Source organism: Streptomyces laurentii, assembly GCF_040635425.1.
GTDB lineage: Bacteria > Actinomycetota > Actinomycetes > Streptomycetales > Streptomycetaceae > Streptomyces > Streptomyces laurentii.
Genome location: NZ_JBEYHT010000055.1, coordinates 1 through 24288 on the forward strand (window position 1 = coordinate 1; position 24288 = coordinate 24288).

The following is a 24288-nucleotide window of genomic DNA, read 5'->3' on the forward strand; positions in this document are numbered from 1 at the left end:
CGCGCGCGGGCGGGGGCGCGGGCGGGCTCGTGGGGGGCCGTCGGCCGTTGCCCAGCCGTCACCCGGGCCACCGCCCGGGCCCGTTCGTCCGCGTCGGCACCGCCCGTGCCGGCCCGCGGCAGCGGCAGCGGCAGCGGCAGCGGCAGCGGCAGCGGCAGCGGCAGCGGCAGCGGCAGCGGCGCATCGTGGCTGGTGAGGGTGGTGGGACAGGATCCCGCCGCCCTTCGGCGTTTCCCGCGCTCCTTACGATGCCGCTCATGACGACGTACGCGGGAAAGGACTGCTGGGAAGAGCGCACCCAGGTGCCGCTGCTGGTACTGGCCGTGGTCTTCGGCGTCGCCTACGCCGTGCCGATCGTGACGCCGGGCGCCGATGCGTGGGTGCACCGGCTGTGCTCCTACGCCGAGTGGACGGTGTGGGCGGCGTTCGCCCTCGACTACCTCGTACGGCTCGCGCTCGCCCCGGCCCGGTGGGCCTTCGTGCGCGGCCATCCGCTGGACCTGCTCGCGGTGGTCCTCCCGATGGTGCAGCCGCTGCGACTGCTCCGGGTCGTCTCCACTCTCCTCCTGGTGGGCCGGCGGGCCCGCATGGCCCCTCAGATCACCCTCACCACCTATGTGGCGGGCGCGGTGGTCGGACTGATGATGTTCGGCTCGCTGGCCGTGCTCCACGTGGAGCGGAACGCGCCGAACGGCAACATCAAGACGCTCGGCGACGCGGTCTGGTGGTCCTTCACCACGATGACCACCGTCGGCTACGGCGACCACGCCCCGACGACCGGTCTCGGGCGCTTCCTCGCGGTCGGGCTGATGCTGTCCGGGATCGCCCTGCTCGGTGTCGTGACGGCCAACATCGCCACCTGGTTCATCTCCCGCTTCGAGCGGGACGACGAGGTCGAACGCCGGCAGACCGAACTCCTCGAGGAACTGACCCTCGAGGTCCGCGCACTCCGGGCCGAGGTCGCGCGTCTCTCGGCCCCGGCGGAGGACACCCCCGGCGGCCCCGCCGCGCCCGCCATCCCCGATGTGACGGACGCGACGGAGACGGCCGGCCTGACGGACCCGACAGGACCGCCGCCCGGGGCCCCGGGCGCCGAGGGCGGCGCCGGCGCCCCGGCCGTACCCTCCGTCATCTCTCCCAGATCTTGAACGCCCGCACCTGGTACGGCGTCTGGGGCGCCCAGACGCCCTTCCCCGGATACGTCTCGAACTCGCCGGTCTCGGCGCACTCCGCCGACTGGTAGAAGGTCACCGGCCGGCCGGTCCGGTTGGCCAGGGACTGGGCGCTCGTGCCGCCCGGCAGGGCCGTACAGCTGTCGATGTCGACCGCCGACAGCTCGTACGTCTGGGCGCGGCCCTTGAAGTCCGCCTTGGGCCAGAGGCAGAGCTGGCCGGGTCCGCAGGCACCGAGCACGCCGCCCGCCCGCACTCCCGCCGCCGGGCCCGAGGCCGCACCCGAGGCCGAGGCCAAGCTCGCGGCCGGCGCCGCCGCCGAGGGAGCCGCCGAGGGAGCGGCCGAGGCTCCGGTCGACGGGATCGTGAGCAGACAGCACGCGGCCAGTGCGCCGGCGGCGGCCTGGATCGTCTTCTTCTTGTGCGCATACATGCAGGTGAACCCCCGTATCGTTACTCTCTGTAATCAGAGAATGCCGGATGGATCCCGGCAGGGGAAGAGGGGCCGCCCCCGTTCACGCGAACGGGTGACAACCCCTCAAGAAGGACCCTGCGGGCCGGGAGTGCTAGATGTGGGCCGCGCCCGCGCCCGCCTCCGCGTTCTCGCCGCGCTTGGTGAGCGTGGCGACCAGCGCCGCGACGACGGCCACGCCGCCCGCGACGGTGAAGGCGAGCCCCATGCCGTCCATGAAGGTCTCGTGGATGACCTTGCCGATGGCGCCGAACAGGTCGGGCGTCATGCCGGGCGCCTTGGCGAGCTCCGGCGGCACCATGCCGAACTCGGCGGCCTGCTCCAGGCGCGGGTCCGGCGGCACCGGGATGCCGGCGGCCTTCCAGTTCGCGGTGAAGGAGTCGGCCACCTTGGACGACATGACCGCGCCGAGGACGGCGGTGCCGAGCGCGCCGCCGACCTGCATCGCGGCCTGCTGCAGACCGCCGGCCACGCCGGACAGCTCCAGCGGCGCGTTGCCGACGATGACCTCGGTGGCGCCGACCATGACCGGGGCGAGGCCCAGGCCGAGCAGGCCGAACCAGAGGGACATCGGCAGCGTCTCGGTGCCGGGGGTGAGCGACAGCATGCCGAACATCGCGGCGGCCGTGCACACCATGCCGCCGACCAGCGGCACCCGCGGGCCGAACTTGGTGATCAGCGCGCCCGCCAGCGGCGAGGAGACGATCATCATGCCGGTCAGCGGCAGCAGGCGCAGACCGGCGTCGACCGGGCCGAGCCCCTTCACGCCCTGGAGGTAGAAGGTCACGAAGAACAGGCCGCCCATGAAGGCGAAGGCCATGAGGAGCATCAGCACGACACCGGCCGACAGCGGCACGGAGCGGAACATCTGCAGGGGGATGAGCGGTTCCTTGACCTTGGTCTCCCAGACCGCGAAGACCACGAAGAGCAGGATCGCGCCGACGAGGCAGATCCAGGTCTTGCCACCGCCCCAGCCCCACGAGTCGCCGGCCTTGATGAGGCTCCAGACGAGCAGGCCCATCGCGGCGGAGAGCAGCAGGATGCCGGGGATGTCGAAGGAGCGCGGGGCGTTCTCGGCGCGGTGGTCCTTGAGGATCAGCAGGCCGAGGACGAGCGCGACGACGCCGACCGGCACGTTGATGAAGAAGACCGACTGCCAGCTGACGTTCTCGACGAGCAGGCCGCCGACGATCGGGCCGCCGGCGGTGGAGGCGCCGATGACCATGCCCCAGATGCCGATGGCCATGTTCAGCTTCTCGGCGGGGAAGGTGGCGCGCAGCAGGCCGAGCGCGGCCGGCATGAGCAGGGCGCCGAAGATGCCCTGGAGGACACGGAAGGCGACCACGAGCCCGATCGAGCTGGAGAAGCCGATGGCGGCGGAGGCGGCGGCGAAGCCCGCGATGCCTATGAGGAACGTCTGGCGGTGGCCGAAGCGGTCGCCGAGCTTGCCGGCGGTGACGAGGGCGACGGCGAGGGCCAGCAGGTAGCCGTTGGTGATCCACTGGACGTCGGAGAGCGTGGCTCCGAGGTCCTTCTGGATGGCGGGGTTGGCGATGGCCACGATGGTGCCGTCGAGGGCGACCATCATCACGCCGACGGCGACGGAGAACAGGGTCAGCCACGGGTGGCCGCGCAGTCCCTTCCCCGGCGCCGAGGCGGCCGCCGGGTCACCCCCCTGGCCCTGCGGGACCTTGTCCATGGTGATCTGACTAGTCATACGATGAGGCTAGTGTCAGCCGCTGACAATTGACAAAGCATTTCATGCGCCGGTAACTGTCATGTAGCTCACAGCGGTCCCGGCCTGGAACGGCGCGACGAGTCCGTACCGTGGAGATCTTGTCGGCGACCGCACCGGCGACCGGCGGCACTTCACGGACGATTCACCGACGATTCGTCAGCGCCGCCACCGACGGTCTCCCCGCCGACCCCCTCGAAGACCTGACGGATGAAGGGCCCCCGTACGTGACACTCCCGGTTCCCGGCCTGCGCGAGCGCAAGAAGCAACGCACCCGCGACGCGCTGGTGCGCGTGGCACTGGAACTGTTCGCCACCCAGGGGTACGAGCGGACCACGGTCGACGAGATCGCCGACGCCGTCGACGTCTCCCAGCGGACCTTCTTCCGCTACTTCGCCACCAAGGAGGACGTCGCCTTCGCCGTCCAGCAGATGGTCGAGGACTGCTTCGTCCGCGCCCTGGCCGAACGCCCCGCCGAGGAAGGCCCGTTCGACGCCATGCGGCATGCCGCCCTCGAAGTCTGGCAGACGGTCGGCGAGGCCATCCAGGAGATCGTGCCCGTCGACCTCTACCTGCGCAACTTCCAGCTCGTCGAGTCGACTCCGTCCCTCCTCGCCGCCCATCTGCGCCGCTCCACGGAGATGGAGGAGAGCGTCGCCCGGCTGATCGCCGAGCGCGAGGGCCTGGACGTGGACGCGGACCCGCGCCCCCGGATCGCCGTCGCCGCGTTCAGCTCGGTGCTGCGGGTGACCACCCGGCTCTGGGGCCGCGAGGGGGACCCCTCGTTCCAGTCGATCTGCGGGATCACCGAGCGGTATCTGGACCATCTCGGACCGGCGCTCGCCCCGCGCTGGCGTACGTGACCGACGCCACACCGGCACCGGGGTCCGCCCCCTCCTCCCCGCCCCCTCCGCACCCGGCCGATCCGCCCCGCCGCGCGCGACACCTCCGCGACACCCCCGTGCCGGCGCCCGTGACCGGCCGGTCACGGCCCGCACGCGACGCCGTCCGAAAACGGCCGGACACCCCCGTCCGCGCGTACGTGATCTCACCCACCGTCACCCTCGCCTCCCCCGCCCGGTGATACGGGTCACCTGGCGCACGGGCACTCAGGGAAGCCCCCTAGGGTGACCCCCAATGCCTTCCTTCGACTCCTCGCCCACCCTCTCCGTCTGGCGGATGCTGCTCGCGCTCGCCGTGGTGTTCGTCCTCCTCGCAACCACCGGGTGGACCACGATCCGGCCCCAGCCGACGGCCAAGGACGCCCGCTCCCAGGACCTCGTCGCCTGGGCGCACGACCGGATCGGGCGGCGCGCGCTGCCCGACCCGTCGGCCCCGGCCCGTACGGTGGCGGCGTTCTTCGCCTCCCTGCGGCCCGCCCAGCGCCTCCGGCTCGCCGAAGCCCACCCCCTCGTCGTGGGCAACCTCGACGGCGTCCCCGTCTCCCTGCGGTACCGCGCCAACCGGATCTCCCTGGCCCGCGCGCTCGCCGCCGAACGCCCGCGCCTCGACGATCCGCGGCTCACCCCGGACGGCCATCAGGAGGCCCGGCGGCGGGTCGACCGCTTCGCGTCCCTGCTGCGCCCCGGCCGCCAGATCCTCGCCTTCGACCCGGGCGGCGCGGGGCGTACGGCGGAGGTGCTGGGCGACCTGGAGCGGGCCCGGCGGGTGTCGGTGATCGTGCCCGGCGTCGACACCAATCTGCTCACCTTCCAGAAGACCGCGCGCCGTTACTCGGCTCCCGCCGGGATGGCGGACTCGCTGTACGCCGCCGAGCGTGCCGCCGACCCCCGGTCCCGTACCGCCGTCATCGCCTGGGCCGACTACACGGCGCCGGTCGGGGTCGGCATCGACGCGGCCATGGGGCGGCTCGCCGAGAACGGCGCGGTGCGGCTCGTCGGCCTCACCACCGCGCTGCCCGGGGACGCGCGCGTGGTGCTCTTCTGCCACAGTTACGGCTCCGTGCTGTGCGGGGTCGCCGCGCCGCGGCTGCCCGATCGGGTCACCGATGTCGTGGTGGCCGGCAGTCCGGGGATGCGGGCCGACCGGGCCGCCGATCTGGACACCCGGGCCCGGGTGTGGGCGATGCGGGACGCCGACGACTGGATCGCGGACGTGCCGCACCTGGAGCTGGGCGGGGTCGGGCACGGCACCGATCCGGTGGCGCCGGAGTTCGGGGCGCGGCTGCTGTCGGCGGCGGGCGCGAACGGGCACGCCGGGTACTTCGAGCCGGGGACCCGGAGCCTCGCGAACTTCGCGGCGCTCGGAGTCGGCTCGTTTCGTTCGTTGAGCTGCGCGAGCGCCGACAGCGCTTGTCTCCGCGGAATCTTCGGCGCGACAGCGGGCTGACGCGCGTAGATCACGCCATTTTTACGGTACTTACGGAGGGGCGACGTCCGGGCATACGCCGCATACGATGAGGCGCATGGGTGATGAGCTGGCCGGAATTCATGCCACCTGGGAGTTCGAGAGCGACGCCGTCGTCATCCGCTTCGAACGGGGGATTCGTATACCGAAGCTCTTCCAGGCACTGCGCGAGCGGCGCATCCCGCACGAGGCACTGGCGTCGGTGACGCTCGCGCCGGGCGCGCGGGGGACCGTCGTGCTGCACGCCGTGCCGAGAGCGGGGGCCGATCCGCTGATCGAGGCGGCGGCGGGGCAGCTGAAGTGCGGGAACGACCCGTACCGCCTCGTGCTGCCCGCCGACCGGGAGACGCTCGCCGAGTACTACCGCGACGAACTGCTCGCCGCGCTCGCGCCGCTGGACACCGAACGGCCCGCGGACGGCTTCCTGGTGGAGGCGCCGCGCGGGCCGCAGTCCTTCAAGGCGTACGACGGGAAGGCCTACTTCGACGGGGCGTCCGAGGTGGCGTTCCGCTGGTCGTGGTCGGGGGCGTCCTCGGAGAAGTGGAAGGCGGGCGACCAGACCTTCCAGGCGCGTGAGCTGAGCGGCGTCGAGTGGCGTTCGCCGGAGCTGTTCGAGGGCTATCTGCGGCTGCTGCCCCGGGACCGGGAGGCCGTGCCGGACGGTGGGCAGGGGGGGCGGCCGGCGATGCCGCCGGACCACGACCCGGCCGCGCTCGTGTTCGGCGGCGGGCGGGGGCCGGTGCACCAGTCGCTGCCGTTCGCGGCGGCCGTCCTCGCGGCGGTACGGGGCGGTGGCGCGGGCGCGCGGGTGCCGGTCGCGGTGCCGGCGGCGACGCGGCCGAGGGATCCCGCGGGAGTTGCTGAAAGGATTCGGCACTTGAGCGAACTGCATCAGGCGGGGCTCGTCACGGACGAGGAGTTCAGCGTGAAGAAGGCGGAACTGCTCGCCGAGCTGTAGCGCCCGGTATCAGGGGTGCCCCGCGCGGACCGCGGGCCGGCGGCCGGATCTCGTACCCGGGTATGACCTCGCGGTCCGTCCCCGGGTATGACGTCCCGCTCTCCGGCCGCTGCCTACCCTGGGCGGGCCATGAAGGATGACACGGAAGTCCCCGAAGCCCCCGGCGCCGTCCGGGAAGACCCCGATCCCCCGGGCATACGGTCCGCCGGACGCGCGGCGCGCGCCCGGGCCGCCGCCGTACGCGGGGCCGCGGCCGTACGCACCGGTGCCCGCGCGACCGCCCGCGGCGCCTCGGCCGTGAACGCCCTCGCCGGCCGGGCCGGCACCGCGCTCGCGTCCCCGTCCTGGCGCGAGGAGGCGCTGCTCGCCCGCGCCGCGTCGCCGTGGGTGCGCGGGCTGCCGTACGCGGTCGCCTTCGTGCTCGTCGTCGTGCTGCTGCCCGTCACCATCACGCTCCTGATCAACGAGTACGGGGTGAACGGCGCCCTCGCCGGTCTCGTCGGCACCGCCCAGACCGCCCCGCTGCTGCTCGCGGTGACCCGGCCGCGCCAGGCCTGGTGGGTGATCTTCGTGGCGGACCTGGCCGGCGCCGTCTTCATGCGCCTGGCCGGCCCGCCGCTCGACCTGCCCTGGCCGTGGACGCCGACCGTGGTGATCGGCTACCTGGCGCTGATGGTGGCGCTCGGGGCGCGCGAGACGCGGCGCACGCTGCTCGGGGTGTGGCTGATGACCGGGGCGGCCGGGGCGCTGTTCGCGCTCGTCTCGCCCAGCCGGGTGGACGGCATCCCGATCGTCCTGTTCGTGCTCAGCGGTGTGCTGCTGCTGCTCACCATGACCCTGCGCTGGCGCGGCGAGGCGGAGCGGCGGCTGATGGAGCAGGAGACCATCAGCGAGGCGGAGCGGGCCCGTCGCACGCTCCTCGAGGAACGCGCCCGGATCGCCCGCGAGTTGCACGACGTGGTCGCCCACCACATGTCGGTGATCACGGTGCAGGCGGACTCCGCGCCGTACCGCATCCCCGATCTTCCGGAGCAGGCCCGTGAGGAGTTCGCGTCGATCGCGGCCGGGGCGCGCGAGTCGCTGGCGGAGATGCGGCGGCTGCTGGCGCTGCTGCGCAGCGAGGGCGCGGAGGGCGAACGGGCCCCGCAGCCGGGCCTGGACCGGGTGCCGCAGCTGGTGGAGGCGACGGTACGGGCCGGGGTGCCGGCCGCGTTGTCGCTCGCGGCGGCCGGGCTCGACGGGCTGCCGCAGGCGGTGGAGCTGTCGGCGTACCGGATCGTGCAGGAGGCGCTGGCCAATGTGGTCCGGCACGCGCCGGGCGCCACCACGCGGGTGTCGGTACGGGTCGACGACGAGGGGCTGCTGAACGTCCTGGTCGTCAACGGGCCGCCGACCCACACCGGTTCGCCGGTCGAGGGCGGCGACGGGACCGGGCACGGGCTCGTCGGGATGCGGGAGCGCGTACGGTTGACGGGTGGCTCGCTCGACACCGGGCCGCTGCCGGACGGCGGTTTCCGGGTCGCCGCCCGGCTGCCGACCGGTGCCGCCGGGCCGGCCCCTGGACCGGACCCCGCCGATGCGGCCGGGGCGGCCCGTACGGCCGGTGCGCGCCGTACGACCGACACGGCCCGGACAGCCGGCACCGCGACCGCGGACGGCGGCCCGGCCGACGACAGCTGAGGATGCCCGTGCCCGAGACCATTCGCGTGATCATCGTCGACGACCAGGCCATGGTGCGGGCCGGGTTCGCCGCCCTGCTCGCCGCGCAGCCCGACATCGACGTGGTGGGCGAGGCGCCGGACGGCCGGCAGGGCGTGGAGGTGGCGCGCGCCGCGCACCCGGACGTCGTGCTCATGGACGTACGGATGCCGGAGCTCGACGGCCTTTCGGCGGCGCGCGAGATCCTGAACCCGCCCCCCGGGGTGACGCACCGCCCCAAGGTGCTCATGCTGACCACCTTCGACGTGGACGACTACGTGTACGAGGCGCTGCGCGCCGGGGCGTCCGGCTTCCTCCTCAAGGACGCGCCGCCGGCCGATCTCATCGCGGCCGTACGGATCGTGGCGGCCGGCGAGGCGCTGCTGGCGCCGTCCGTGACCCGGCGGCTGATCGCCGATTTCGCCGCGTCCCGGCCCGCGCCGCGCTCCGACCGGGTGGCGCTGCGGCTCAACGGGCTCACGCCGCGCGAGACCGAGGTCCTCGAACTGATCGCGCGGGGCCTGTCGAACCAGGAGATCGCCGGAAAGCTCGTGCTGGCCGAGCAGACGGTGAAGACGCACATCGGACGGGTACTGGCCAAGCTGGACCTGCGCGACCGGGCGCAGGCGGTGATCTTCGCGTACGAGTCGGGGCTCGTGACGCCCGGCACCAGGTAGGCGGGCCGGGGCGGGGTGTTCCCCCGGGGGATATCCCCACCCCCGGTCTGCGGGCCGCCGCTCCTCCACCCCCACCCCCGGTATCGCTTCGCGGTTGGCGCCCCGGTGTGACGTGCCGCCACCCCTCCGCTTCCTACCTTCCTCTCGCCACACCGAGGACGTCAGGAACGGAAAGGGGAGGCCCCCATGCGCCGCTTCACCAGGACTTTGGCCGCCGCCGTGCTCACCGCCACCATGGTGGCCGGGACCGCGGGCTGGGCGTCGGGGAACCCCCAGCGGCCGGTGACCGGTTCGCCGGCCGGGACGGCGGCCTGGGTCGCCGACGGGCTGCCCGATCCGGGCTCCCTGACGCCTGATCAGGTCGCCGCGTACTTCCAGGGGTTGGGCGAGGCCGGGCGCCAACGCCTGCTGCGCGAGCACCCCGACGTCGTCGGCAACCTCGACGGCGCCCCGCTCGCGCTGCGGTACGCCGCCAACGCCCGTACGTCGCGGGGGCGGTTCGCGGGGCAGCAGGTGCTGGCGTACGACCCGCGGGGGCGCGGGCAGGCCGTGCTCGTCCTGGGCGACCTGGCGACGGCCGCGCACGTGGCGGTGATCGTGCCCGGGTCCGACACCGACGCGGACCATCTGACGAAGCTGCGGGACAAGGCCATCGCGCTGTACGAGGCGGCCGGCGGCCGGACGGCTGTCGTCGCCTGGGCCGGTTACACGACCCCGGTCGGCGTCGGCCTGGACGCGGCCACCGGGACACTGGCGGAGGCGGGCGCGGCGCGGCTCGTCCGCTTCACGCGGGGGCTGCGGGCCGTGGGCGCCGCCGAACCGGCGCTGTTCTGCCACAGTTACGGGTCGGTGGTGTGCGGGCTCGCCGCGGGCGGGGTCCGGGCCACGGACCTGGTCGCGATCGCCTCCCCCGGCATGCGCGCCGACGACGTGGCCGGGCTCGGCACCGGTGCGCGGGTGTGGGCGGCGAAGGATCCGGACGACTGGATCGACCGGGTGCCGAACGTCGAGTTCGCGGGGCTCGGGCACGGCACCGACCCGACCGACCCCGCGTTCGGGGCCCGCCGCGTGCCGGCCGCCGACGCCCACGGCCACGACGGCTACTTCACGCCCGGTACGTCCTCGCTGCGCGCGTTCGCCGCGATCGCCGAGGGGGCGGCCCGATGAAGACGCCGCGCGTGCTGACGACGCTCTCCCGCACCGCCTCCACGATCGAGGCCCGCACCCCCGTCCACCGCGACCGGGCGATCGACGGCCTGCGCGCGCTCGCGCTGCTCGCCGTCCCCACCGGGCACTGGCTGCTCGGCGGCTTCACCCTGTCCCCCGCCGACGGCGCGATCCACAACGCGAGCCCGCTGAGCACGTTCGGGGGTCTCGCGCCGGTCAGCTGGGTGCTGCAGATGCTGGGGATCTTCTTCCTGGTCGGCGGCTACGCCTCGGCCCTCTCCTACCGCCGCCACCGGGACCGCCAGGGCACCACCCGCGCCTGGCTGACGGGCCGGATCGCCCGCCTGGGCCGGCCGGTGCTCGGCGTGACCGCCGTGTGGGCGGCGCTCCTCCCGGCGCTGCGATACGGCTTCGACGTGCCCGTCGCCACCCTGCGTACCGCGTCGACGCTCGTCATCCAGCCCCTGTGGTTCGTGGGCGTGTACGTGGTGGTCACCGCGCTCACCCCGTACTGCGTCCGCGCCGCCCGCCGGCTCGGGGCGTGGGCGGCGGCGCCGCTGCTCGGCTCGGTCGCCGTCGTCGACTTCCTGCGTTACGGGCCGTACGCGGACGCCATGCCGTCCTGGCTCGGCGCGCTCACCATCCTGCCGGGCTGGCTGTTCGCCTATCAGCTGGGCGTGTCCTGGGGCGAGGGGCGGCTGACCCGCCGGCACGCGTGGGGGCTGCTCGCGGGCGGGGCCGTGCTGTTCGCCGCGCTGCTGCTGTGGTGCGGCTACCCGGCCTCGATGGTGGGTGTGCCGGGCGCGGACCGCACCAACTCGCATCCGCCGTCGCTGCTCGTCCTCGCCCTCGCGGCCACGCAGAGCGGTGCGGCGATCCTGCTGCGCGGACGGCTGGCGGCGCTGCTGCGGCGGCCGGCGCTGTGGGCGCCGGTCGTCGTGATCAACCTGTCGGCGATGACTATCCTGTGCTGGCACCAGACGGCGATGCTGGCGGCCGCGATCCCGGCCTCGTACGGGGGCGAGCTCACCGGGCTGGTCGGCGCGCCCGACTCGGCGGGCTGGATCCTGGCGCGGCTGGCGTGGATGCCGGTGTTCGCGCTGCTGCTCGTCCTGATCGGCCGGTACGCCCGGACCTTCGAGTCCCCGTGGACCCGGACCGGGCCGGCGCGGCGGGCTCTCGCGGGCGCGCTGGCGGCGGGGTTCGCGGTGTTCGCGCTGGGTCTGGCGTGAGGACGCGGCCGGGCGCGGCGGGCCTTCGCGGCCCTTCGCGGCTCAGCCGTCGGTGGCGGCGGGCCGCTGCCGGCCGGCCCCGTTCAGTACGGAGTCGAGCAGGCCGGGGAACAGGGTGTCCAGGTCGTCGCGGCGCAGCCGGATCAGCCGGGAGCGGCCCTGGACGGTCGTCCAGGTGATCCCCGCTTCGCGCAGGACCCGGTAGTGGTGGGACAGCGTCGTCTGGTGGACGTCGAGGTCGCCGCCGATGGCGGTGCAGTTCTCCTCGCCGGTGACGGCGAGCCGCTGGATGATCTCCAGGCGTACGGGGTCGCCGAGCGCGCGCAGCACCTCCACCATCCGGATCGCCTCGGTCGCCGGCTGGGACACCTCGCGCATCGCTCCCTCTCCCTCCCGCTCTCCTCCGTCGGCAGGTGCCGGGGCCCACGAGCCTAGCCACACATTTATACATGGACAAGCATCCATGTATTTGCCTACAGTGCCGCCCGTCCGCTTCCGCCACGCGCCGGAAGACCGGAAGCCGGAAAGCCGGAGGACCGGAAGACCGGAAGACCGGAAGAACGGCAGTCCACCCGACCGAAAGGGCGGCACGACCGATGCTGAAACGACTCCTCCCCTTAGCCCTGGCGACCTTCGCCGTCGGCACCGACGGCTTCGTCATCGCGGGCCTGCTCCCCTCCATCGGCGCCGACCTGGGCGCCTCCACCCCGGCGGCCGGGCAGCTGGTGACCGTCTTCGCGCTGACCATGGCCGTGTCCGCACCGGTGACCGGGGCCCTCACCAGCGGCCTGGACCGGCGGTCCGCGCTGCTGATCGCCCTCGGTGTGTTCGTGCTCGGCAACGCTGGCACCGCGCTGGGCACCACCTACGAAACCGTCATGGCCGCCCGGATCGTCACCGCCGTGGGCGCCGGCGTCATCACCTCCGCCGCCTCCGGCACCGCGGCGGCCCTCGCGCCCCCGGAACGCCGGGGCCGGGCCCTGGCCTTCGTCATGGGCGGACTGACCTCGGCGACCGCGCTGGGACTGCCGCTCGGCACCCTGATCGGCCACGCCGACTGGCACGTCACCCTGTGGGCCGTCGCCGGAATCGGGCTGCTCGCGGCCGCCGGCATCGCCGTCGGCCTCCCCCGGGTGACGCTGCCCGCCGCGTCCCTGTCCGACCGGCTGCGCCCCCTCGCGCAGGGCCGCGTCCTGGCGCTGCTGGCCGTGACGACGCTCGCGTTCCTCGGCACGTACACGCTCTACACGTACATCGCGCCGGCCCTGCGGAACACGACCGGCGGCGCCGCGACCCCGCTGACGCTCGCCTTGCTGGCCTGGGGCGTCGGCACGCTGGCGGGGAACATCGCCGCCGGCCGGCTGGTCGACCGGTTCGCCGCCGGCCACGTCCTCACCGGCGCCCTCGGCCTCGCGACCCTCACCCTGGCCGTGACCCCGCTCGCGACCCGTACCCTCGCCTCCGCCCTGGTCTGGGCGGTGTTCTGGGGCGTCAGCACCGGGGTCGTCGTCCCGCAGCAGCACCGGCTCGTCGCGTTCAGCCCCGCCGCCGCGCCCGTCCTGCTCGGCCTCAACTCCTCGGCGCTGTACGTCGGTGTCGCGCTCGGCGGCGGCCTCGGCGGGCTGGCGCAGCAGTGGTTCACGGTGACGCCGGCCGGGCTGGGGCCGGTGGCCGCCGGCGTCACCGCGCTCGCGCTCCTCTGGCACCTGGGAACCGCGCGCCGCACCGGTGCCACCGTACGGGCGGACGCGGCGGACGCTGTGGAGAGGGCCGACGCGCCGGCGACGGCGGTCCCGGCGGTTCCTGCGGCCGGACCGGAGAAGTCCCGCACGTGATCGGGCCCGGCGGCGCCCCCTCAGGCCTCGTGCCCGTCAGCCCTCGCGGGCCACGGACGTGAAGCTCATGTCCGGGTAGCGGTCGCCCGCCACCTGGCCGGCGATCGGCTCCAGGGCGGCCAGCTCGTCGGCCGTGAGCGTGATGCGGGTGGCCGCCGCGTTCTCCAGGAGGCGGGCGCGCTTGCGGGTGCCCGGGATCGGGACGACGGTCAGGCCGTGGACGGCGGACCGCTGCTGGACCCAGGCGAGGGCGATCTGCGCGGGGGTCACGCCGTGCGCGGCGGCGATCTTCCGGACGGGCTCCAGGAGGGCCGCGTTCCGCTCCGCGTTCTCGCCGCTGAAGCGCGGCTGGTGGCGCCGGAAGTCGCTCGTCGACAGGTCCTTCGTCGCGTCGGCGAAGGCGCCGGTGAGGAAGCCGCGGCCGAGCGGCGAGTACGGCACGAAGGTCACGCCCAGGTCGGCCGCGGCACCGACCGCGCTGCGCTCCACGTCCCGGGAGAACAGCGACCACTCCGACTGCAGGGCGGTGATCGGGTGCACGGCGTACGCCTCGCGCAGCTCGGCGCCGGTCACCTCGCTCAGTCCGAGGTGGCGGACCTTGCCCGCCCGCACCAGCTCCGCCATCGCGCCGACGGAGTCCGCCAGCGGGATGTCCGGGTCGCGGCGGTGCATGTAGTAGAGGTCGATGGTCTCGACGCCGAGTCGGCGCAGACTGTTCTCGACGGCCTCGCGGATGTACGCGGGGTCGTTGCGGATGCCCCGGTGGTGCGGGTCGTCGGCGCGCCGCTCGATGGCGAACTTGGTGGCGAGGACGATCTCGTCGCGGTGCGCCGCGACGAACGGGGCGAGGAACTCCTCGTTGGCGCCCGAACCGTAGATGTCCGCGGTGTCGATGAGGGTGACACCGGCCTCCACGGTCGCTTCGAGGGTGTCGCGGGCGGCGGCCTCGTCGGTGTCGCCGTAGAACTCGCTGATGCCCATCGCGCCGAAGCCCTGGGCGCCCACCTCGGGTCCGTCGGGGCCGCCGAGGCGCACGGTGTCGATCCTGCCGGTGAAGTCGGTCGTGCTCATGAAGCCGTGCCTCCGAAGATGCTCTGGTAGTGATCGATCTTGAGGTCGAGCATGGAGAGGGCGTCCTGGAGCTCGGCGATCCGTTCCACGACGTGGTTCCGGGTGCCCTCCAGGAGCGCCCGGCGCTCCGCGTGGGTGTGGTCGCCCTCCCGGATCAGTTCCGCGTAACGCACCATGTCGGACACCGCCATTCCGGTCGTCCGCAGCTTGCCCACGAAGGTGAGCCAGTCCAGGTCGCGCGGGGTGAACCGGCGCTGGCCGGTGTGCGAGCGGTCCACGTGCGGCATCAGGCCGATCCGCTCGTACCAGCGCAGGGTGTGCGCGGACAGCCCGGTGAGGGCCGCCACCTCGCTGATGGTGTACCGCGCCGACGGATCGGTGCGCTGCGGCACCGGCTTCGCCGCCGGTGCCGGTGCCGCCGCCGGCACTGTCGCCGTCCGGCGCGTGCCGGTGCCCGTCAGGGTGTCCACGCTCGTGCTCTCGACCACGCTCATGTCCTCCACGCTAGATACTTAGAGCCCACTCCAAGCAAGTAGGCTCGGCCGCATGCAGAGCCTGGCGCAGATCGAGAACTGGCCCGTCCCCACCGCGGCCACCGCCGTCGTCCGCGCGGACGGCACCCTCGCCGGATCCCACGGCCCCACCGGACAGCGGTTCCCGCTCGCCTCGGTGACGAAGCCGCTGGCGGCGTACGCGGTGCTCGTCGCGTACGAGGAGGGGGCGATCGACCTGGACGAGCCGGCCGGGCCCGAGGGCGCGACCGTACGGCATCTGCTGGCCCACTCCTCGGGGCTCGCCTTCGACGAGAACCGTGTCATGGCCGCGCCCGGCACCCGCCGGATCTACTCGAACGCCGGTTTCGAGGTGCTCGGCGACCATGTCGCCAAGGCCACCGACATCCCCTTCGCCGAGTACCTGCGCCAGGCGGTCCTGGAACCGCTCGGCATGACGGCCACCACCCTGGAGGGCTCGCCCGCGAAGGACGGCGTCTCGACCGTCGACGACCTGGTGCGCTTCGCCGCCGAGGTGCAGGCGCCGCGACTGCTGGACGCGCGGACCGTGCTGGACGCGATGACCGTCGCGTTCCCCGGCCTCACCGGCATCCTGCCCGGGTACGGTCACCAGCGGCCCAACGACTGGGGCCTCGGCTTCGAGATCCGCGGCGCCAAGACGCCGCACTGGACCGGCGCCGGGTCCTCGCCCCGTACCTTCGGGCACTTCGGCCAGTCGGGCACCTTCCTGTGGATCGACCCGGACGCGCGGGCCGCGTGCGTGGCGCTGGCCGACCGGGCCTTCGGGCCGTGGGCGATCGAGGCCTGGCCGCCGTTCACGGACGCGGTCCTGGCCGAACTGCGCGCGTAGGCCGGTCCGGCGGCGCCCACGAGCAGCACGGGCCACCGGAGCGGCCATCCGCCGCGTACGGCCGGACGAGCCGTCCGGTTCCCGCGCGCCCGCGCTTTCCTTCTCTCCTACCGCGTCATTTCTTGCTCTTGCCGCGGGATGCGACGACCTGTTGGGCATCCACCCGTCCGCCGCCGCTCACCAATTTCTGAATTCTGCCTTCCTTGATCTTCGTCTTGAGAACCGTCTGTCCCTCCCCGGCCATCTTCACGGCCTTCGCGCCCTTGGACACTCTCCCTATGGAAGTGATCCGGCCCGTCGTCACGTCATGAACGACGTGTGCGCGCACCTTCGCCATCTCGTCTCACATCCTCACCGCATGGCTCGCGGCCTCATGATGACGGCCTGACGGCCGCTCACAAGGACTCGACTATCGCGAGCACATGAACGTCACAGGAATTGAAGGGGGCATTGTTCTGGATGTAGATCTTGTAGGCTTGCGTGCCATCCACGTGCTGGAACGACTCACCCTGAGTGAGGGTCGCGTGCGCCTCGGGATACGGCACGCCTTCGCCCGTTCCAGGGAATACCACGATGCTGAAAACCACGGCTTCGGTGTCCGAGTAACCGTGGATGAACCAGTCGGACGAAGAATTCGCCGCAATGGTGTCCCACACAACGTCTTGAACCGGCATTGCTCCTCCAGCCCTTCGGGAGCAGCCCTCGGCCGGCCTCGGGTCCTTCTCGTCCGGAGCGAGGCCGCGGCGTTTCTCCCGCCGGTGATCGTCCGTGTCCGGAGCGCGATCTCGACAGCGCCGGTGACTGAAGCGGACCGCCGCTGGAGCGTCGCGTATCTCTTCCTCATCATCGCCCCGTTCGGCGCGACCGGCAACGCGGCGCCCAAGAAGCCAATTCACACCGTGAGTTCGGTCGCACCTCCCCCCACCCCTAGTCCGGCTCGCAGCGGGTCGCGGGCAGGAGGCCGTCGGTGCCGACGAGGGTGACCGAGACGGCGGCGCCCGGATCCACGCTGTACGCCATGGTGCAGACCACCTGCCGTACCGCCAGGGGGTCGAGGTCGCGGACCGTGGAGTCGAACCGGATGCTGACGACCGGGGAACCGTCCGGCCCCGGCAAGGGCCCGGCGAAGAAGAGGGGCTTGGCGCCCATATCGAGGCGTGTGGTGAGTCCGGCGGCACGCTCCTGCTCGTTCGGGCCCGACATCAGGACGGAGAGCAGTTTGTCGAGGGCGATCGGGAAGCCCCCGGAGGTGCCCGCGGGCGGGGAGGTGTGGGGCGTGGCCATGCCCGCGGTGGCGCCGGGGCCGGTGCCGTCGACGACCTCCCCGGGCAGGCCGCGGGCCACCGGCAGGAGTCGGCCGTCGCGGCCGACGAAGAACAACAGCAGCCGGGTACCGGCCGCCGGCTGGACGGTGACGGTCGCCGCGCCGCCCGCCTCCACGACGTCGCTCTGCTGGATGCCGCAGGCGGCGGCGAGCGGGACGAGGGCCAGGGTCAGCGCGGCGGCGCGCGCCCGCCGCGCGAGGGAAGGGGACCGGGTCACAGCGGGATCCTGATGGTGAAGACGGCGCCGCCGTCGGGCCGGTTGGCGGCGACGGCGGTGCCGCCGTGCAGCCAGACGTTCTCCAGGGTGATCGCGAGGCCGAGGCCGCTGCCCGCCGACCGGGTGCGGGCCGGGTCGCCCTTGTAGAAGCGGTCGAAGACGTGCGGCAGGACGTCGTCCGGGATGCCCGGGCCCCGGTCGGCGACCTCGGTGACGAGCGCGCCGGCCTCCTCGTACACGCGGACCGTGACCGGTGCGGCGCCGTGCCGCAGGGCGTTGCCGACGAGGTTGGCGACGACGACATCGAAGCGGCGCGGGTCGAGCCGGGCGCGGATGCCGTCGGTGAGCTCGGTGACGACGGCCCCGCTCGCGGCGACGGGCCCCGTCCCGAGCCCGGTGCCGGCCCCGGGGCCCACCCAGTGGCGGTTCTGGAGGGTCTTGCGGACGAGTTCGGCGGCGTCGACCTCGTCGGCATGGAGTTCGGCGGCCCGGGCGTCGAAGCGGGAGATCTCCATCAAGTCCTCTACGAGTACGGCGAGTTTGCCGGTCTCGGCGCTGACCAGGCGGACGGCGCGGGCGGTGTCGGAGTCGAGGGTGTCGGCGTCCTCGTCGAGGACCTCGGTGACGGCGAGCATGCCGGCGAGCGGGGTGCGCAGTTCGTGTGAGACGTCGGAGGCGAAGCGGCGGGCCCGCGCCTCGGCGTTGCGCAACTCGGCGACGGACCGTTCGAGTTCGGCGGCGGACTGGTTGAAGGTCCGGGCGAGTTCGGCGAGTTCGTCGCTGCCCTTGGCGTGGATACGGGCGTCGAGGCGGCCCCGCCCCATGTCGTGGGCGGCGCGTCGCAGTTCCCGTACGGGGCGCAGGACGCCGCGGGCCGCGATGAGCGCGGGCACGAGGGCGATGAGCAGCGCGGGCAGGGCGCCGTCGCGGGCCGCGGTGACCATGGCCTCGATGTTGGCGTCCTCGACGTTCAGGTCCATCACCGCGTACAGGACGAGCCCGGTGGGGCGGCCGCTCGGATAGCGCTGGCCGGCGGGGAAGACGGCGGGGACGGCGATGGTCAGGTACGGGGTGCTGCCCCGGACGACGCGCTGGAAGCTGCCGTGCCGGGCGCCCAACGCGCGGGCACGGGTACGCAGTTCGCTGGTGAGGACGCTGGACTCGGGACGGTCGGTGGAGGAGACGCGCAGGACGCCGTCGTACTCCGCGTACACCCGCCAGGGGTGCGGCCGGCCCTCGGCGGCGATCCGCAGCAGCTCCTCGCGCATGACGCCCTCGTCGACGGGGAGCGAGGTGGACAGCGAGGCGACCTGGCGGCGGAAGGAGCCCACGGCGGTGTCCTGGGTCTGTTCCAGGATGGCGTTGCGGGCGGCGCGGTAGGTGAGGGCGGCGGTGGTGCCGCAGCCGACGGCGGCGACGAGGAGGAAGGCGAGGACGAGCCGGGTGCGCAGGCCGAAGGGGCGCGGGCGGCGCCGGCGGGCGCGCGGCTTGTCGGCGGCGGCCGCGTGGATCCGTGCCGTCCGGCGCCGGCCGCCCGGCACGGCACGCTCCGAGCGGCGGCGGGAGCGGGGTCCGAGTCTCACTGGAGGGGTCCGAAGCGGTAGCCGAAGCCGCGCAGGGTCTGGATGTAACGGGGGTCGCCGGGCACGTCCTCGATCTTGTTGCGGAGCCGGCGGACGCAGGCGTCGACGAGGCGCGCGTCGCCGTGGAAGCTGTGCTCCCAGACGTGTTCGAGGAGCTGCTGGCGGCTGAAGACCTGCTCGGGCGCGGCGGTGAGGTGGAGCAGCAGTTTGAGTTCGGAGGGGGCGAGGGCGACGCGTTCGCCGTTCTTGGCGACGGTGAGTCCGGCGCGGTCGACGGCCAGCTCGCCGTGGAACTCGATGCCGGGGCGCCCTCCGCCCGGTTCCTCGATGCGGCGCAGGACGGCGCGGATGCGGGCCTCGATGACCTGGGTGCGCGCGGGCTTGACGATGTAGTCGTCGGCGCCCGCCTCCAGGCCGACGACCACGTCGAAGTCGTCGCCGCGGGCGGTGAGCATGATGATGGGGAGCTGGCTGGTCTCGCGGACCTTGCGGCAGACCTGGACGCCGTTCATGCCGGGCAACATGAGGTCGAGCAGCAGCAGGTCGGGCCGGAACTCGCCGAGCGCGGCGAGGCCGGCCTCGCCGGTCGCGGCGGTGCGCACCTCGTGGCCGCGGCGACGCAGCCCCAGTTCGACGCCCTCGCGGACGGAGGGGTCGTCTTCGATCAGCAGCACGCGTGGCATCGGTGGCGGTTCCCAGGTGGTCGGAGGTACGACGTCGACGGTACGGGCCGCCTGCCCGGCCGTACCGGGGAGGGTCCGGTACGGGCGGGCAGGCGGCCGGTGGAGCGGGGCCGGGGTCGACTCCGGTGGGGCCGGGGCCGGTTCCGGCGGGGCCGGAGTCAGTTCCGGTGGGCCCGGCGGCGTTTGCGCCCCGGCCCGGGTACGCGGGCGGTGAGGCCCGTCATGAGCCGCCGTACCTCCGTGAGTCCCAGCGGCCGGGCCAGGAGCGCGAAGACGGCGACGATGACCGCCATGCCCGCGAGGCCCGCGACGACCCGGCCCGCCGGGGCGGTCAGCTCGGCGGTGACCAGGGCGAGTCCGCCGGCGGGCAGCGCGGCGACCAGCATCCGGACGAGCGCGGCGAACGCGCCCGTGCCCTCGGCCGCGCCGTCCGTGCCGCGCAGCCGGCGGGCGAGGACGTACGCGGTCAGCCCCCACCCGGCCCACAGGGCGAGGGTGTAGCCGGCGGCCATGCCCGCGACCGTCCACCGGGCGGGCAAGCAGGCGTGGGCGGCGACGGCGAGGGCCGCGTTGAGGCCGGCGATGACCAGGTTGAGGAGGAAGGGCGTGCGGGTGTCGCGCAGGGCGTAGAAGGCGCGGGTGCACACGTACTGTCCGGACAGCGCGACGAGTCCGGGCGCGAGCGCCATCAGGATCCAGGCCATGGAGCGGACCGCGTCGGCGTCCGTGCGGCCGTACTGGTAGACGACGCCCATGATCGGCACGGCGAGTCCGAACAGGGCACAGGCGGCCGGGACGACGGCGGCGGCGCTGGTGCGCTGCGCGCCCGCGACGTCGCCGCGTACGGCGGCGAGGTCGCCGTCGGCCGCCGCGCCGCTCATCCGGGGCATCAGGGCGGTGACGAGGGCGACGGTGATGATGCCGTGCGGGACCATCCACAGCTGGTAGGCGTTGTTGTACGCGCTGAGGCCGGCGCCCTCGGCGCGCTGGCCGGCCGCCGTGGCGACCTTGGTCGTCACCCAGTAGGCGCCCTGGTTGGTGAGGACGAGCAGGACGAGCCAGCCGGCCGCGCGCAGGGGCGCGGTCAGGCCGCTGCCGCGCCAGTCGAAGCGGGGCCGCCAGCGGAAGCGGGCGGCGCGCAGGGACGGGGCGAGGGCGACGGCCTGGAGGGCGATGCCGGCGGTGGTGCCCCAGCCGAGCAGCGCGGTCTGTCCGGCGGTGAGGGTGCCGTCGCCGGACACCCGGGCGGTCCCGTAGAGGCCGAGGAACAGGCCGAAGACGGCGACCACGACGACGTTGTTGAGGACCGGGGTCCACATCATGGCGCCGAACCGGCCGCGCGCGTTGAGGACTTGGCCGAGCAGCGTGAACATGCCGAGGAAGAAGATCTGCGGCAGGCAGGAGCGGGTGAACGCGATCGTCATGTCCCGCTGCGCGCCCGTGTAGTCGGTGTACGCGTCGACGATCGCGGGCGCGGCGAGCACGGCGGCGGCCGTGAGGGCGGCGAGCGCGATCAGGCAGACGGTGAGCAGCCGGTCGGTGTAGGCGACGCCGCCGTCCTCGTGTTCCTTGGCGGCCTTCACGAGTTCGGGGACGAAGACCGCGTTGAGGGCGCCGCCGAGGAGCAGCATGTAGACGATGGTGGGGACGGAGTTGCCGACGGCGTATCCGTCGGCGACGAAGCCGGTGCCGATGGCGGCGGCGACGATCGCGGAGCGGATGAATCCGGTGGCGCGCGAGACGAGCGAGCCGGCCGCCATGAGCGCGCCGCTGCGCAGCACGGACGGCGCCCGGCCCGCGGTCTCGTCCGACGCCGTGCCCCCGTGCGGCGTCGGAGTCCGGTCCGGCGCCGGAGTCCGTTCCGGTGCCGGGGTCGTGTCCGGAGCCGGGCCGGCCGCACCGGTACGGCCCGCCTCCGGGTGTTCCGTGACAGCCCCCGTCATCGGCGGGCCATATACGCCTGAAAGGCGCGGAACAGCGTGTGATTGGTCGTACCGGACAACGGAATCTCCCACTCCCCCAGGGTTTCGACGACCTGCCCGCCCGTGCCGAGCTTCCAGCGCAGCAAGCCGTGGGCACGGTCGTTCGGGTCGAGGGTGGAGGGTACCCCGCGCAGGTCGTAGACGTCCGCGCCGAGGGCGTGCGCGTCGAGGAGCATGCGCCATTGCAGGGCGTTGGAGGGACGGACCTCACGGCGGTGGTCGGCGGACGCGCCGGTCTGGTACCAGACCCGCCGGCCGACGGTGATCATGGTGTGGGCGGCCAGGATCTCGCCCTCGTGGCGGGCGATGTAGAGCTTCATCCGGCCGGGGCACTCGGCGTTGAGGACCGCGTACTGGCGCTCGTAGTACGCGAGGGAGCGGCCGAGCCGGAAGCCGTCGCGCTCCTCGGTGACGCACAGCAGGCGGTGGAACGCGGGCAGGTCGGCGGCCGAGCCCACGACGACCTCGACGCCGCTCTTGCGGGCCTTGCGGATGTTGCGCCGCCACTCCTGGTTGAGCCCGGACCACAGGTCGTCGGTGCTGCGGCCGGTGAGCGGGACCTGGAAGACGAGCCGGGGCTGGGCGTCGGCGCCGTCCTCGGTGCGGTCGGTGTCGCCGCCGCAGCGGCGCCAGCCGCGGGCCCGCAGCCGGTCGGCGACGGCCGTGCCGAGCGGGTCGACCTCGCTGGCGAGGACGTCGGCGAGGCGCCGCCCGGGGCCGGTGTGCGCCTTGACCGTGGCGGCGTCCCAGCGCCGGTACGCGGGCCCGGGGCCCATCCGTACGGCGAAGGCGCCGGCCGCGCGCAGGTGCGCGAGCAACGGGTCGAGCCAGCCGTCGAGTTCGGGGTCGGCCCAGTCGGCGACGGGACCTTCGGGGAGGTACGCGAAGGACTTGCGGGTCCCGGGCAGCGTCCGCAGCAGCACCAGCGCGACGCCGTCGATCCGGGCCGACTCACGGCCCCAGCCGATCAGTTGGTGGCGCCAGCCGTCCTTGACGGCGGCCCAGGCGGGCAGTTGGAGAAAGCTCGGCCCGTCGGGGCCGGTGGAGCGGGCGTCGAGGAAGGCGCGGTACGTCTCGGGGGTGACGGGCCCAAGCCACCGCCCGGCGGGGGCGGGCGCGGAGCCGGAGACCGGGGCGGCCCCGGGCCCGGGGGATCCGAACGCGGAGAACGCGGCCCCGGAGGGCGTACCCCCGGAAGACGAGGCCTCGGGGGCCCCGGACGCGGAGGGGCCAAGGGACGCGGGCGTCACAAGCAGCGCGGACACGACGGGGGGCCTCCTTCTTCCGCCCCGTCCGACGGCCGTCGGTGGCCGTCCGGGGGTGGGGCACTCCGGCAGGTTCACAGCCGGTCGTGACTGCTCCGGGCGGGGAATGTGACCGGACGATGACCGTTCCTCCGCAGTCGCCGTCACATGGGGCGAGGGCCGGGCGGCGGGCCGCCCGGGCGGCCTACAATCCGAGACATACCGACTTTTCCACCCTTCTCGCGGAGGTCTGTCCCGTGCTGCCGACTCGCACGCGTCGCATACGCGTCCACCTTCCCCTGCTGGCCCTCACGGCGGCGGCGCTCACCGCCTGTTCGGCCGCGACGGCGACCGATACACCGGGCAAGGGCGGGGCCGCCGCGTCCGCCGCGCAGGGCGCCCCGGCGAAGGTGACCGTGGCGCCCCCGACGGCCGGCCGTCCGGTGACCGTCACGGCGAGCGGCGGCACGCTCGCCCAGGTCAAGGTCGTCGACACGAAGGGCGGTGTCCTCGCGGGCCGTTCGAGCGCGGACGCCGTCTCGTGGGCGTCGGACCGGAAGGCCGCGCCGGGCACCTCGTACACGATCGAGGTCGTCGCCCGGGGCAGCGGCGGCAAGGAGTCGACGTCCCGTTCGTCCTTCACCACGCCGAAGGCGAACCTGGTCAACAAGCTGACGCTGGCGCCCGGCAAGAACACCACCGTGGGTGTCGGCCAGCCGCTGTCGATCGTCTTCGACCGGCCGGTCGGCGACAAGGCGGCCGTGGAGCGGCAGTTGAAGGTCACCACGTCCAACGGCACGGAGGGGTCGTGGGGCTGGATGACCGACTATTCCGGCAAGGACCGGGTGGACTGGCGCCCCCGTGCGTACTGGAAGCCGGGCACCAAGGTCACCCTGGACGCGACCCTGAACGGGACGGACTCGGGCCGTGACGGCGGGTGGTTCGTGCGCGACTACAAGACCGGCTTCACCGTCGACTCCACGGCCCGCGTCGTCCGGGTCGACCTCGACCGGAAGCAGCTGCGGCTGGAGCAGGACGGCCGTACGGTCCGGACGGTCCCGGTCTCCGGCGGCACCCCCGGCGGCGACAAGCGGTCCTGGCGGGGCACGGCGGTCCTGATGGCGAAGGAGGGCACGATCCGGATGAACTCCGAGACGGTCGGCCTCGGCAACGCCTACGACAAGATGGTCAAGTCGTCGATGCGGCTGACCTGGTCGGGGATGTACGCGCACGCGGCGCCGTGGAACGCGCAGTACTTCGGGAACGCGAACAAGAGCTCCGGCTGCATCGGCATGAGCTCCGAGCAGGCCGCCGACCTCTTCTCCACGCTCCGCCCCGGCGACCCCTTCGAGATCAAGGGCGCGGACACCAAGGGCGTGGTCGCGGAGGGCAACGGCTACGGGGAGTGGAACCTCTCCTGGGAGCAGTGGCGGGCGAAGAGCGCCCTGCGCTGAAGGGCGGAGCACCGGTCGGTCGGGCGGCCCGGCCATCCCGACCGGCCGCCTCGC

General features: G+C 73.7%; 23 protein-coding genes. 11 read left to right on the forward strand and 12 right to left on the reverse strand.

Annotated features, from left to right (window positions below; all coding sequences use genetic code 11):
* The first annotated feature begins 248 nt into the window (after positions 1 to 248).
* Positions 249 to 1148: a potassium channel family protein gene (locus tag ABZ693_RS27790; RefSeq protein WP_435842563.1), complete on the forward strand. Its 900-nt coding sequence runs from the start codon at positions 249 to 251 to the stop codon at positions 1146 to 1148.
* Here the strand turns inward: ABZ693_RS27790 and ABZ693_RS27795 are convergent.
* Positions 1129 to 1605, reverse strand: coding sequence for a peptidase inhibitor family I36 protein (locus ABZ693_RS27795; protein ID WP_359882616.1), 477 nt, complete (start codon positions 1603 to 1605; stop codon positions 1129 to 1131). The two genes, ABZ693_RS27790 and ABZ693_RS27795, sit on opposite strands and share 20 nt — an antisense overlap.
* Before the next feature lie 133 nt (positions 1606 to 1738).
* On the reverse strand, positions 1739 to 3361 hold the full coding sequence (locus ABZ693_RS27800) for an MFS transporter (protein WP_359882619.1): 1623 nt from the start codon (positions 3359 to 3361) through the stop codon (positions 1739 to 1741).
* 245 nt (positions 3362 to 3606) lie between these two features.
* Between ABZ693_RS27800 and ABZ693_RS27805 the strand changes: the two genes are divergently transcribed.
* The 7 genes from ABZ693_RS27805 (at position 3607) to ABZ693_RS27835 (ending at position 11478) form a co-directional block, all read left to right on the forward strand.
* On the forward strand, positions 3607 to 4242 hold the full coding sequence (locus tag ABZ693_RS27805) for a TetR/AcrR family transcriptional regulator (RefSeq protein ID WP_359882621.1): 636 nt from the start codon (positions 3607 to 3609) through the stop codon (positions 4240 to 4242).
* Between the two features lie 274 nt (positions 4243 to 4516).
* Entirely contained in the window at positions 4517 to 5728 is a 1212-nt protein-coding gene (locus ABZ693_RS27810) for an alpha/beta hydrolase (protein ID WP_359882624.1), read from the forward strand.
* Positions 5729 to 5804: 76 nt separating this feature from the next.
* Complete coding sequence (locus ABZ693_RS27815) at positions 5805 to 6704, forward strand: DUF4429 domain-containing protein (protein WP_359882627.1); 900 nt, start codon at positions 5805 to 5807, stop codon at positions 6702 to 6704.
* Between the two features lie 129 nt (positions 6705 to 6833).
* Entirely contained in the window at positions 6834 to 8384 is a 1551-nt protein-coding gene (locus ABZ693_RS27820) for a sensor histidine kinase (RefSeq protein ID WP_359882629.1), read from the forward strand.
* 50 nt (positions 8385 to 8434) lie between these two features.
* Positions 8435 to 9079 carry a response regulator gene (locus ABZ693_RS27825; RefSeq protein WP_381698146.1) on the forward strand — a complete coding sequence of 215 codons (645 nt, stop codon included), beginning with the start codon at positions 8435 to 8437 and terminating at the stop codon, positions 9077 to 9079.
* Between the two features lie 186 nt (positions 9080 to 9265).
* Positions 9266 to 10246 carry an alpha/beta hydrolase gene (locus tag ABZ693_RS27830; protein ID WP_359882635.1) on the forward strand — a complete coding sequence of 327 codons (981 nt, stop codon included), beginning with the start codon at positions 9266 to 9268 and terminating at the stop codon, positions 10244 to 10246.
* The gene (locus tag ABZ693_RS27835) at positions 10243 to 11478 is read left to right on the forward strand and encodes an acyltransferase family protein (protein WP_359882638.1); all 1236 of its coding nucleotides are present in this window, start codon (positions 10243 to 10245) and stop codon (positions 11476 to 11478) included. The genes ABZ693_RS27830 and ABZ693_RS27835 overlap by 4 nt, the downstream gene beginning before the upstream one ends.
* 42 nt (positions 11479 to 11520) lie before the next feature.
* Here ABZ693_RS27835 and ABZ693_RS27840 read toward each other — a convergent pair whose 3' ends face one another.
* Complete coding sequence (locus tag ABZ693_RS27840; protein ID WP_359882641.1) at positions 11521 to 11856, reverse strand: ArsR/SmtB family transcription factor; 336 nt, start codon at positions 11854 to 11856, stop codon at positions 11521 to 11523.
* Between the two features lie 218 nt (positions 11857 to 12074).
* Between ABZ693_RS27840 and ABZ693_RS27845 the strand changes: the two genes are divergently transcribed.
* Positions 12075 to 13313, forward strand: a complete 1239-nt coding sequence (locus ABZ693_RS27845) for an MFS transporter (RefSeq protein ID WP_359882643.1) — start codon at positions 12075 to 12077, stop codon at positions 13311 to 13313.
* A 36-nt stretch (positions 13314 to 13349) separates the two neighbouring features.
* Here ABZ693_RS27845 and ABZ693_RS27850 read toward each other — a convergent pair whose 3' ends face one another.
* Together ABZ693_RS27850 and ABZ693_RS27855 are read right to left on the reverse strand one after the other, a co-directional pair.
* Positions 13350 to 14384: an aldo/keto reductase gene (locus ABZ693_RS27850; protein ID WP_359882646.1), complete on the reverse strand. Its 1035-nt coding sequence runs from the start codon at positions 14382 to 14384 to the stop codon at positions 13350 to 13352.
* Entirely contained in the window at positions 14381 to 14878 is a 498-nt protein-coding gene (locus ABZ693_RS27855; RefSeq protein ID WP_359882649.1) for a MerR family transcriptional regulator, read from the reverse strand. Before ABZ693_RS27855 ends, ABZ693_RS27850 begins: the two co-directional genes overlap by 4 nt.
* Before the next feature lie 52 nt (positions 14879 to 14930).
* On the opposite strand from ABZ693_RS27855, the gene ABZ693_RS27860 reads away from it, so the two are divergent.
* Positions 14931 to 15746 (forward strand): serine hydrolase domain-containing protein, encoded by an 816-nt coding sequence (locus ABZ693_RS27860; protein ID WP_359882652.1) that lies wholly within the window; start codon positions 14931 to 14933, stop codon positions 15744 to 15746.
* Positions 15747 to 15861: 115 nt separating this feature from the next.
* Here the strand turns inward: ABZ693_RS27860 and ABZ693_RS27865 are convergent, their stop codons facing one another.
* From ABZ693_RS27865 to ABZ693_RS27895, 7 genes are all read right to left on the reverse strand, one after another.
* Entirely contained in the window at positions 15862 to 16083 is a 222-nt protein-coding gene (locus ABZ693_RS27865; RefSeq protein WP_359882655.1) for a hypothetical protein, read from the reverse strand.
* A gap of 58 nt (positions 16084 to 16141) precedes the next feature.
* Positions 16142 to 16420, reverse strand: a complete 279-nt coding sequence (locus tag ABZ693_RS27870) for a hypothetical protein (protein WP_359882657.1) — start codon at positions 16418 to 16420, stop codon at positions 16142 to 16144.
* A 253-nt stretch (positions 16421 to 16673) separates the two neighbouring features.
* Positions 16674 to 17288 (reverse strand): hypothetical protein, encoded by a 615-nt coding sequence (locus ABZ693_RS27875; RefSeq protein WP_359882660.1) that lies wholly within the window; start codon positions 17286 to 17288, stop codon positions 16674 to 16676.
* Entirely contained in the window at positions 17285 to 18871 is a 1587-nt protein-coding gene (locus ABZ693_RS27880) for an ATP-binding protein (protein WP_435842564.1), read from the reverse strand. Before ABZ693_RS27880 ends, ABZ693_RS27875 begins: the two co-directional genes overlap by 4 nt.
* Positions 18868 to 19554, reverse strand: coding sequence for a response regulator (locus ABZ693_RS27885; RefSeq protein ID WP_359882663.1), 687 nt, complete (start codon positions 19552 to 19554; stop codon positions 18868 to 18870). Before ABZ693_RS27885 ends, ABZ693_RS27880 begins: the two co-directional genes overlap by 4 nt.
* 158 nt (positions 19555 to 19712) lie before the next feature.
* On the reverse strand, positions 19713 to 21314 hold the full coding sequence (gene murJ, locus ABZ693_RS27890) for a murein biosynthesis integral membrane protein MurJ (RefSeq protein ID WP_435842566.1): 1602 nt from the start codon (positions 21312 to 21314) through the stop codon (positions 19713 to 19715).
* A 179-nt stretch (positions 21315 to 21493) separates the two neighbouring features.
* The gene (locus ABZ693_RS27895) at positions 21494 to 22801 is read right to left on the reverse strand and encodes a lipid II:glycine glycyltransferase FemX (protein ID WP_359882669.1); all 1308 of its coding nucleotides are present in this window, start codon (positions 22799 to 22801) and stop codon (positions 21494 to 21496) included.
* Between the two features lie 236 nt (positions 22802 to 23037).
* On the opposite strand from ABZ693_RS27895, the gene ABZ693_RS27900 reads away from it, so the two are divergent.
* Entirely contained in the window at positions 23038 to 24234 is a 1197-nt protein-coding gene (locus ABZ693_RS27900) for a L,D-transpeptidase (protein WP_359882672.1), read from the forward strand.
* Positions 24235 to 24288 lie beyond the last annotated feature (54 nt).

Bases quoted from the DNA above. Each gene is read 5' to 3' on its own strand.
- ABZ693_RS27810 (WP_359882624.1), top strand. From the start codon at position 4,517: ATGCCTTCCTTCGACTCCTCGCCCACCCTCTCCGTCTGGCGGATGCTG.
- ABZ693_RS27790 (WP_435842563.1), top strand. From the start codon at position 249: ATGCCGCTCATGACGACGTACGCGGGAAAGGACTGCTGGGAAGAGCGC.
- murJ (WP_435842566.1), bottom strand. From the start codon at position 21,314: ATGGCGGCCGGCTCGCTCGTCTCGCGCGCCACCGGATTCATCCGCTCC.
- ABZ693_RS27820 (WP_359882629.1), top strand. From the start codon at position 6,834: ATGAAGGATGACACGGAAGTCCCCGAAGCCCCCGGCGCCGTCCGGGAA.
- ABZ693_RS27885 (WP_359882663.1), bottom strand. From the start codon at position 19,554: ATGCCACGCGTGCTGCTGATCGAAGACGACCCCTCCGTCCGCGAGGGC.
- ABZ693_RS27855 (WP_359882649.1), bottom strand. From the start codon at position 14,878: ATGAGCGTGGTCGAGAGCACGAGCGTGGACACCCTGACGGGCACCGGC.
- ABZ693_RS27815 (WP_359882627.1), top strand. From the start codon at position 5,805: ATGGGTGATGAGCTGGCCGGAATTCATGCCACCTGGGAGTTCGAGAGC.
- ABZ693_RS27825 (WP_381698146.1), top strand. From the start codon at position 8,435: ATGGTGCGGGCCGGGTTCGCCGCCCTGCTCGCCGCGCAGCCCGACATC.
- ABZ693_RS27845 (WP_359882643.1), top strand. From the start codon at position 12,075: ATGCTGAAACGACTCCTCCCCTTAGCCCTGGCGACCTTCGCCGTCGGC.
- ABZ693_RS27835 (WP_359882638.1), top strand. From the start codon at position 10,243: ATGAAGACGCCGCGCGTGCTGACGACGCTCTCCCGCACCGCCTCCACG.
- ABZ693_RS27830 (WP_359882635.1), top strand. From the start codon at position 9,266: ATGCGCCGCTTCACCAGGACTTTGGCCGCCGCCGTGCTCACCGCCACC.
- ABZ693_RS27795 (WP_359882616.1), bottom strand. From the start codon at position 1,605: ATGTATGCGCACAAGAAGAAGACGATCCAGGCCGCCGCCGGCGCACTG.
- ABZ693_RS27870 (WP_359882657.1), bottom strand. From the start codon at position 16,420: ATGCCGGTTCAAGACGTTGTGTGGGACACCATTGCGGCGAATTCTTCG.
- ABZ693_RS27840 (WP_359882641.1), bottom strand. From the start codon at position 11,856: ATGCGCGAGGTGTCCCAGCCGGCGACCGAGGCGATCCGGATGGTGGAG.
- ABZ693_RS27850 (WP_359882646.1), bottom strand. From the start codon at position 14,384: ATGAGCACGACCGACTTCACCGGCAGGATCGACACCGTGCGCCTCGGC.
- ABZ693_RS27800 (WP_359882619.1), bottom strand. From the start codon at position 3,361: ATGACTAGTCAGATCACCATGGACAAGGTCCCGCAGGGCCAGGGGGGT.
- ABZ693_RS27865 (WP_359882655.1), bottom strand. From the start codon at position 16,083: ATGGCGAAGGTGCGCGCACACGTCGTTCATGACGTGACGACGGGCCGG.
- ABZ693_RS27860 (WP_359882652.1), top strand. From the start codon at position 14,931: ATGCAGAGCCTGGCGCAGATCGAGAACTGGCCCGTCCCCACCGCGGCC.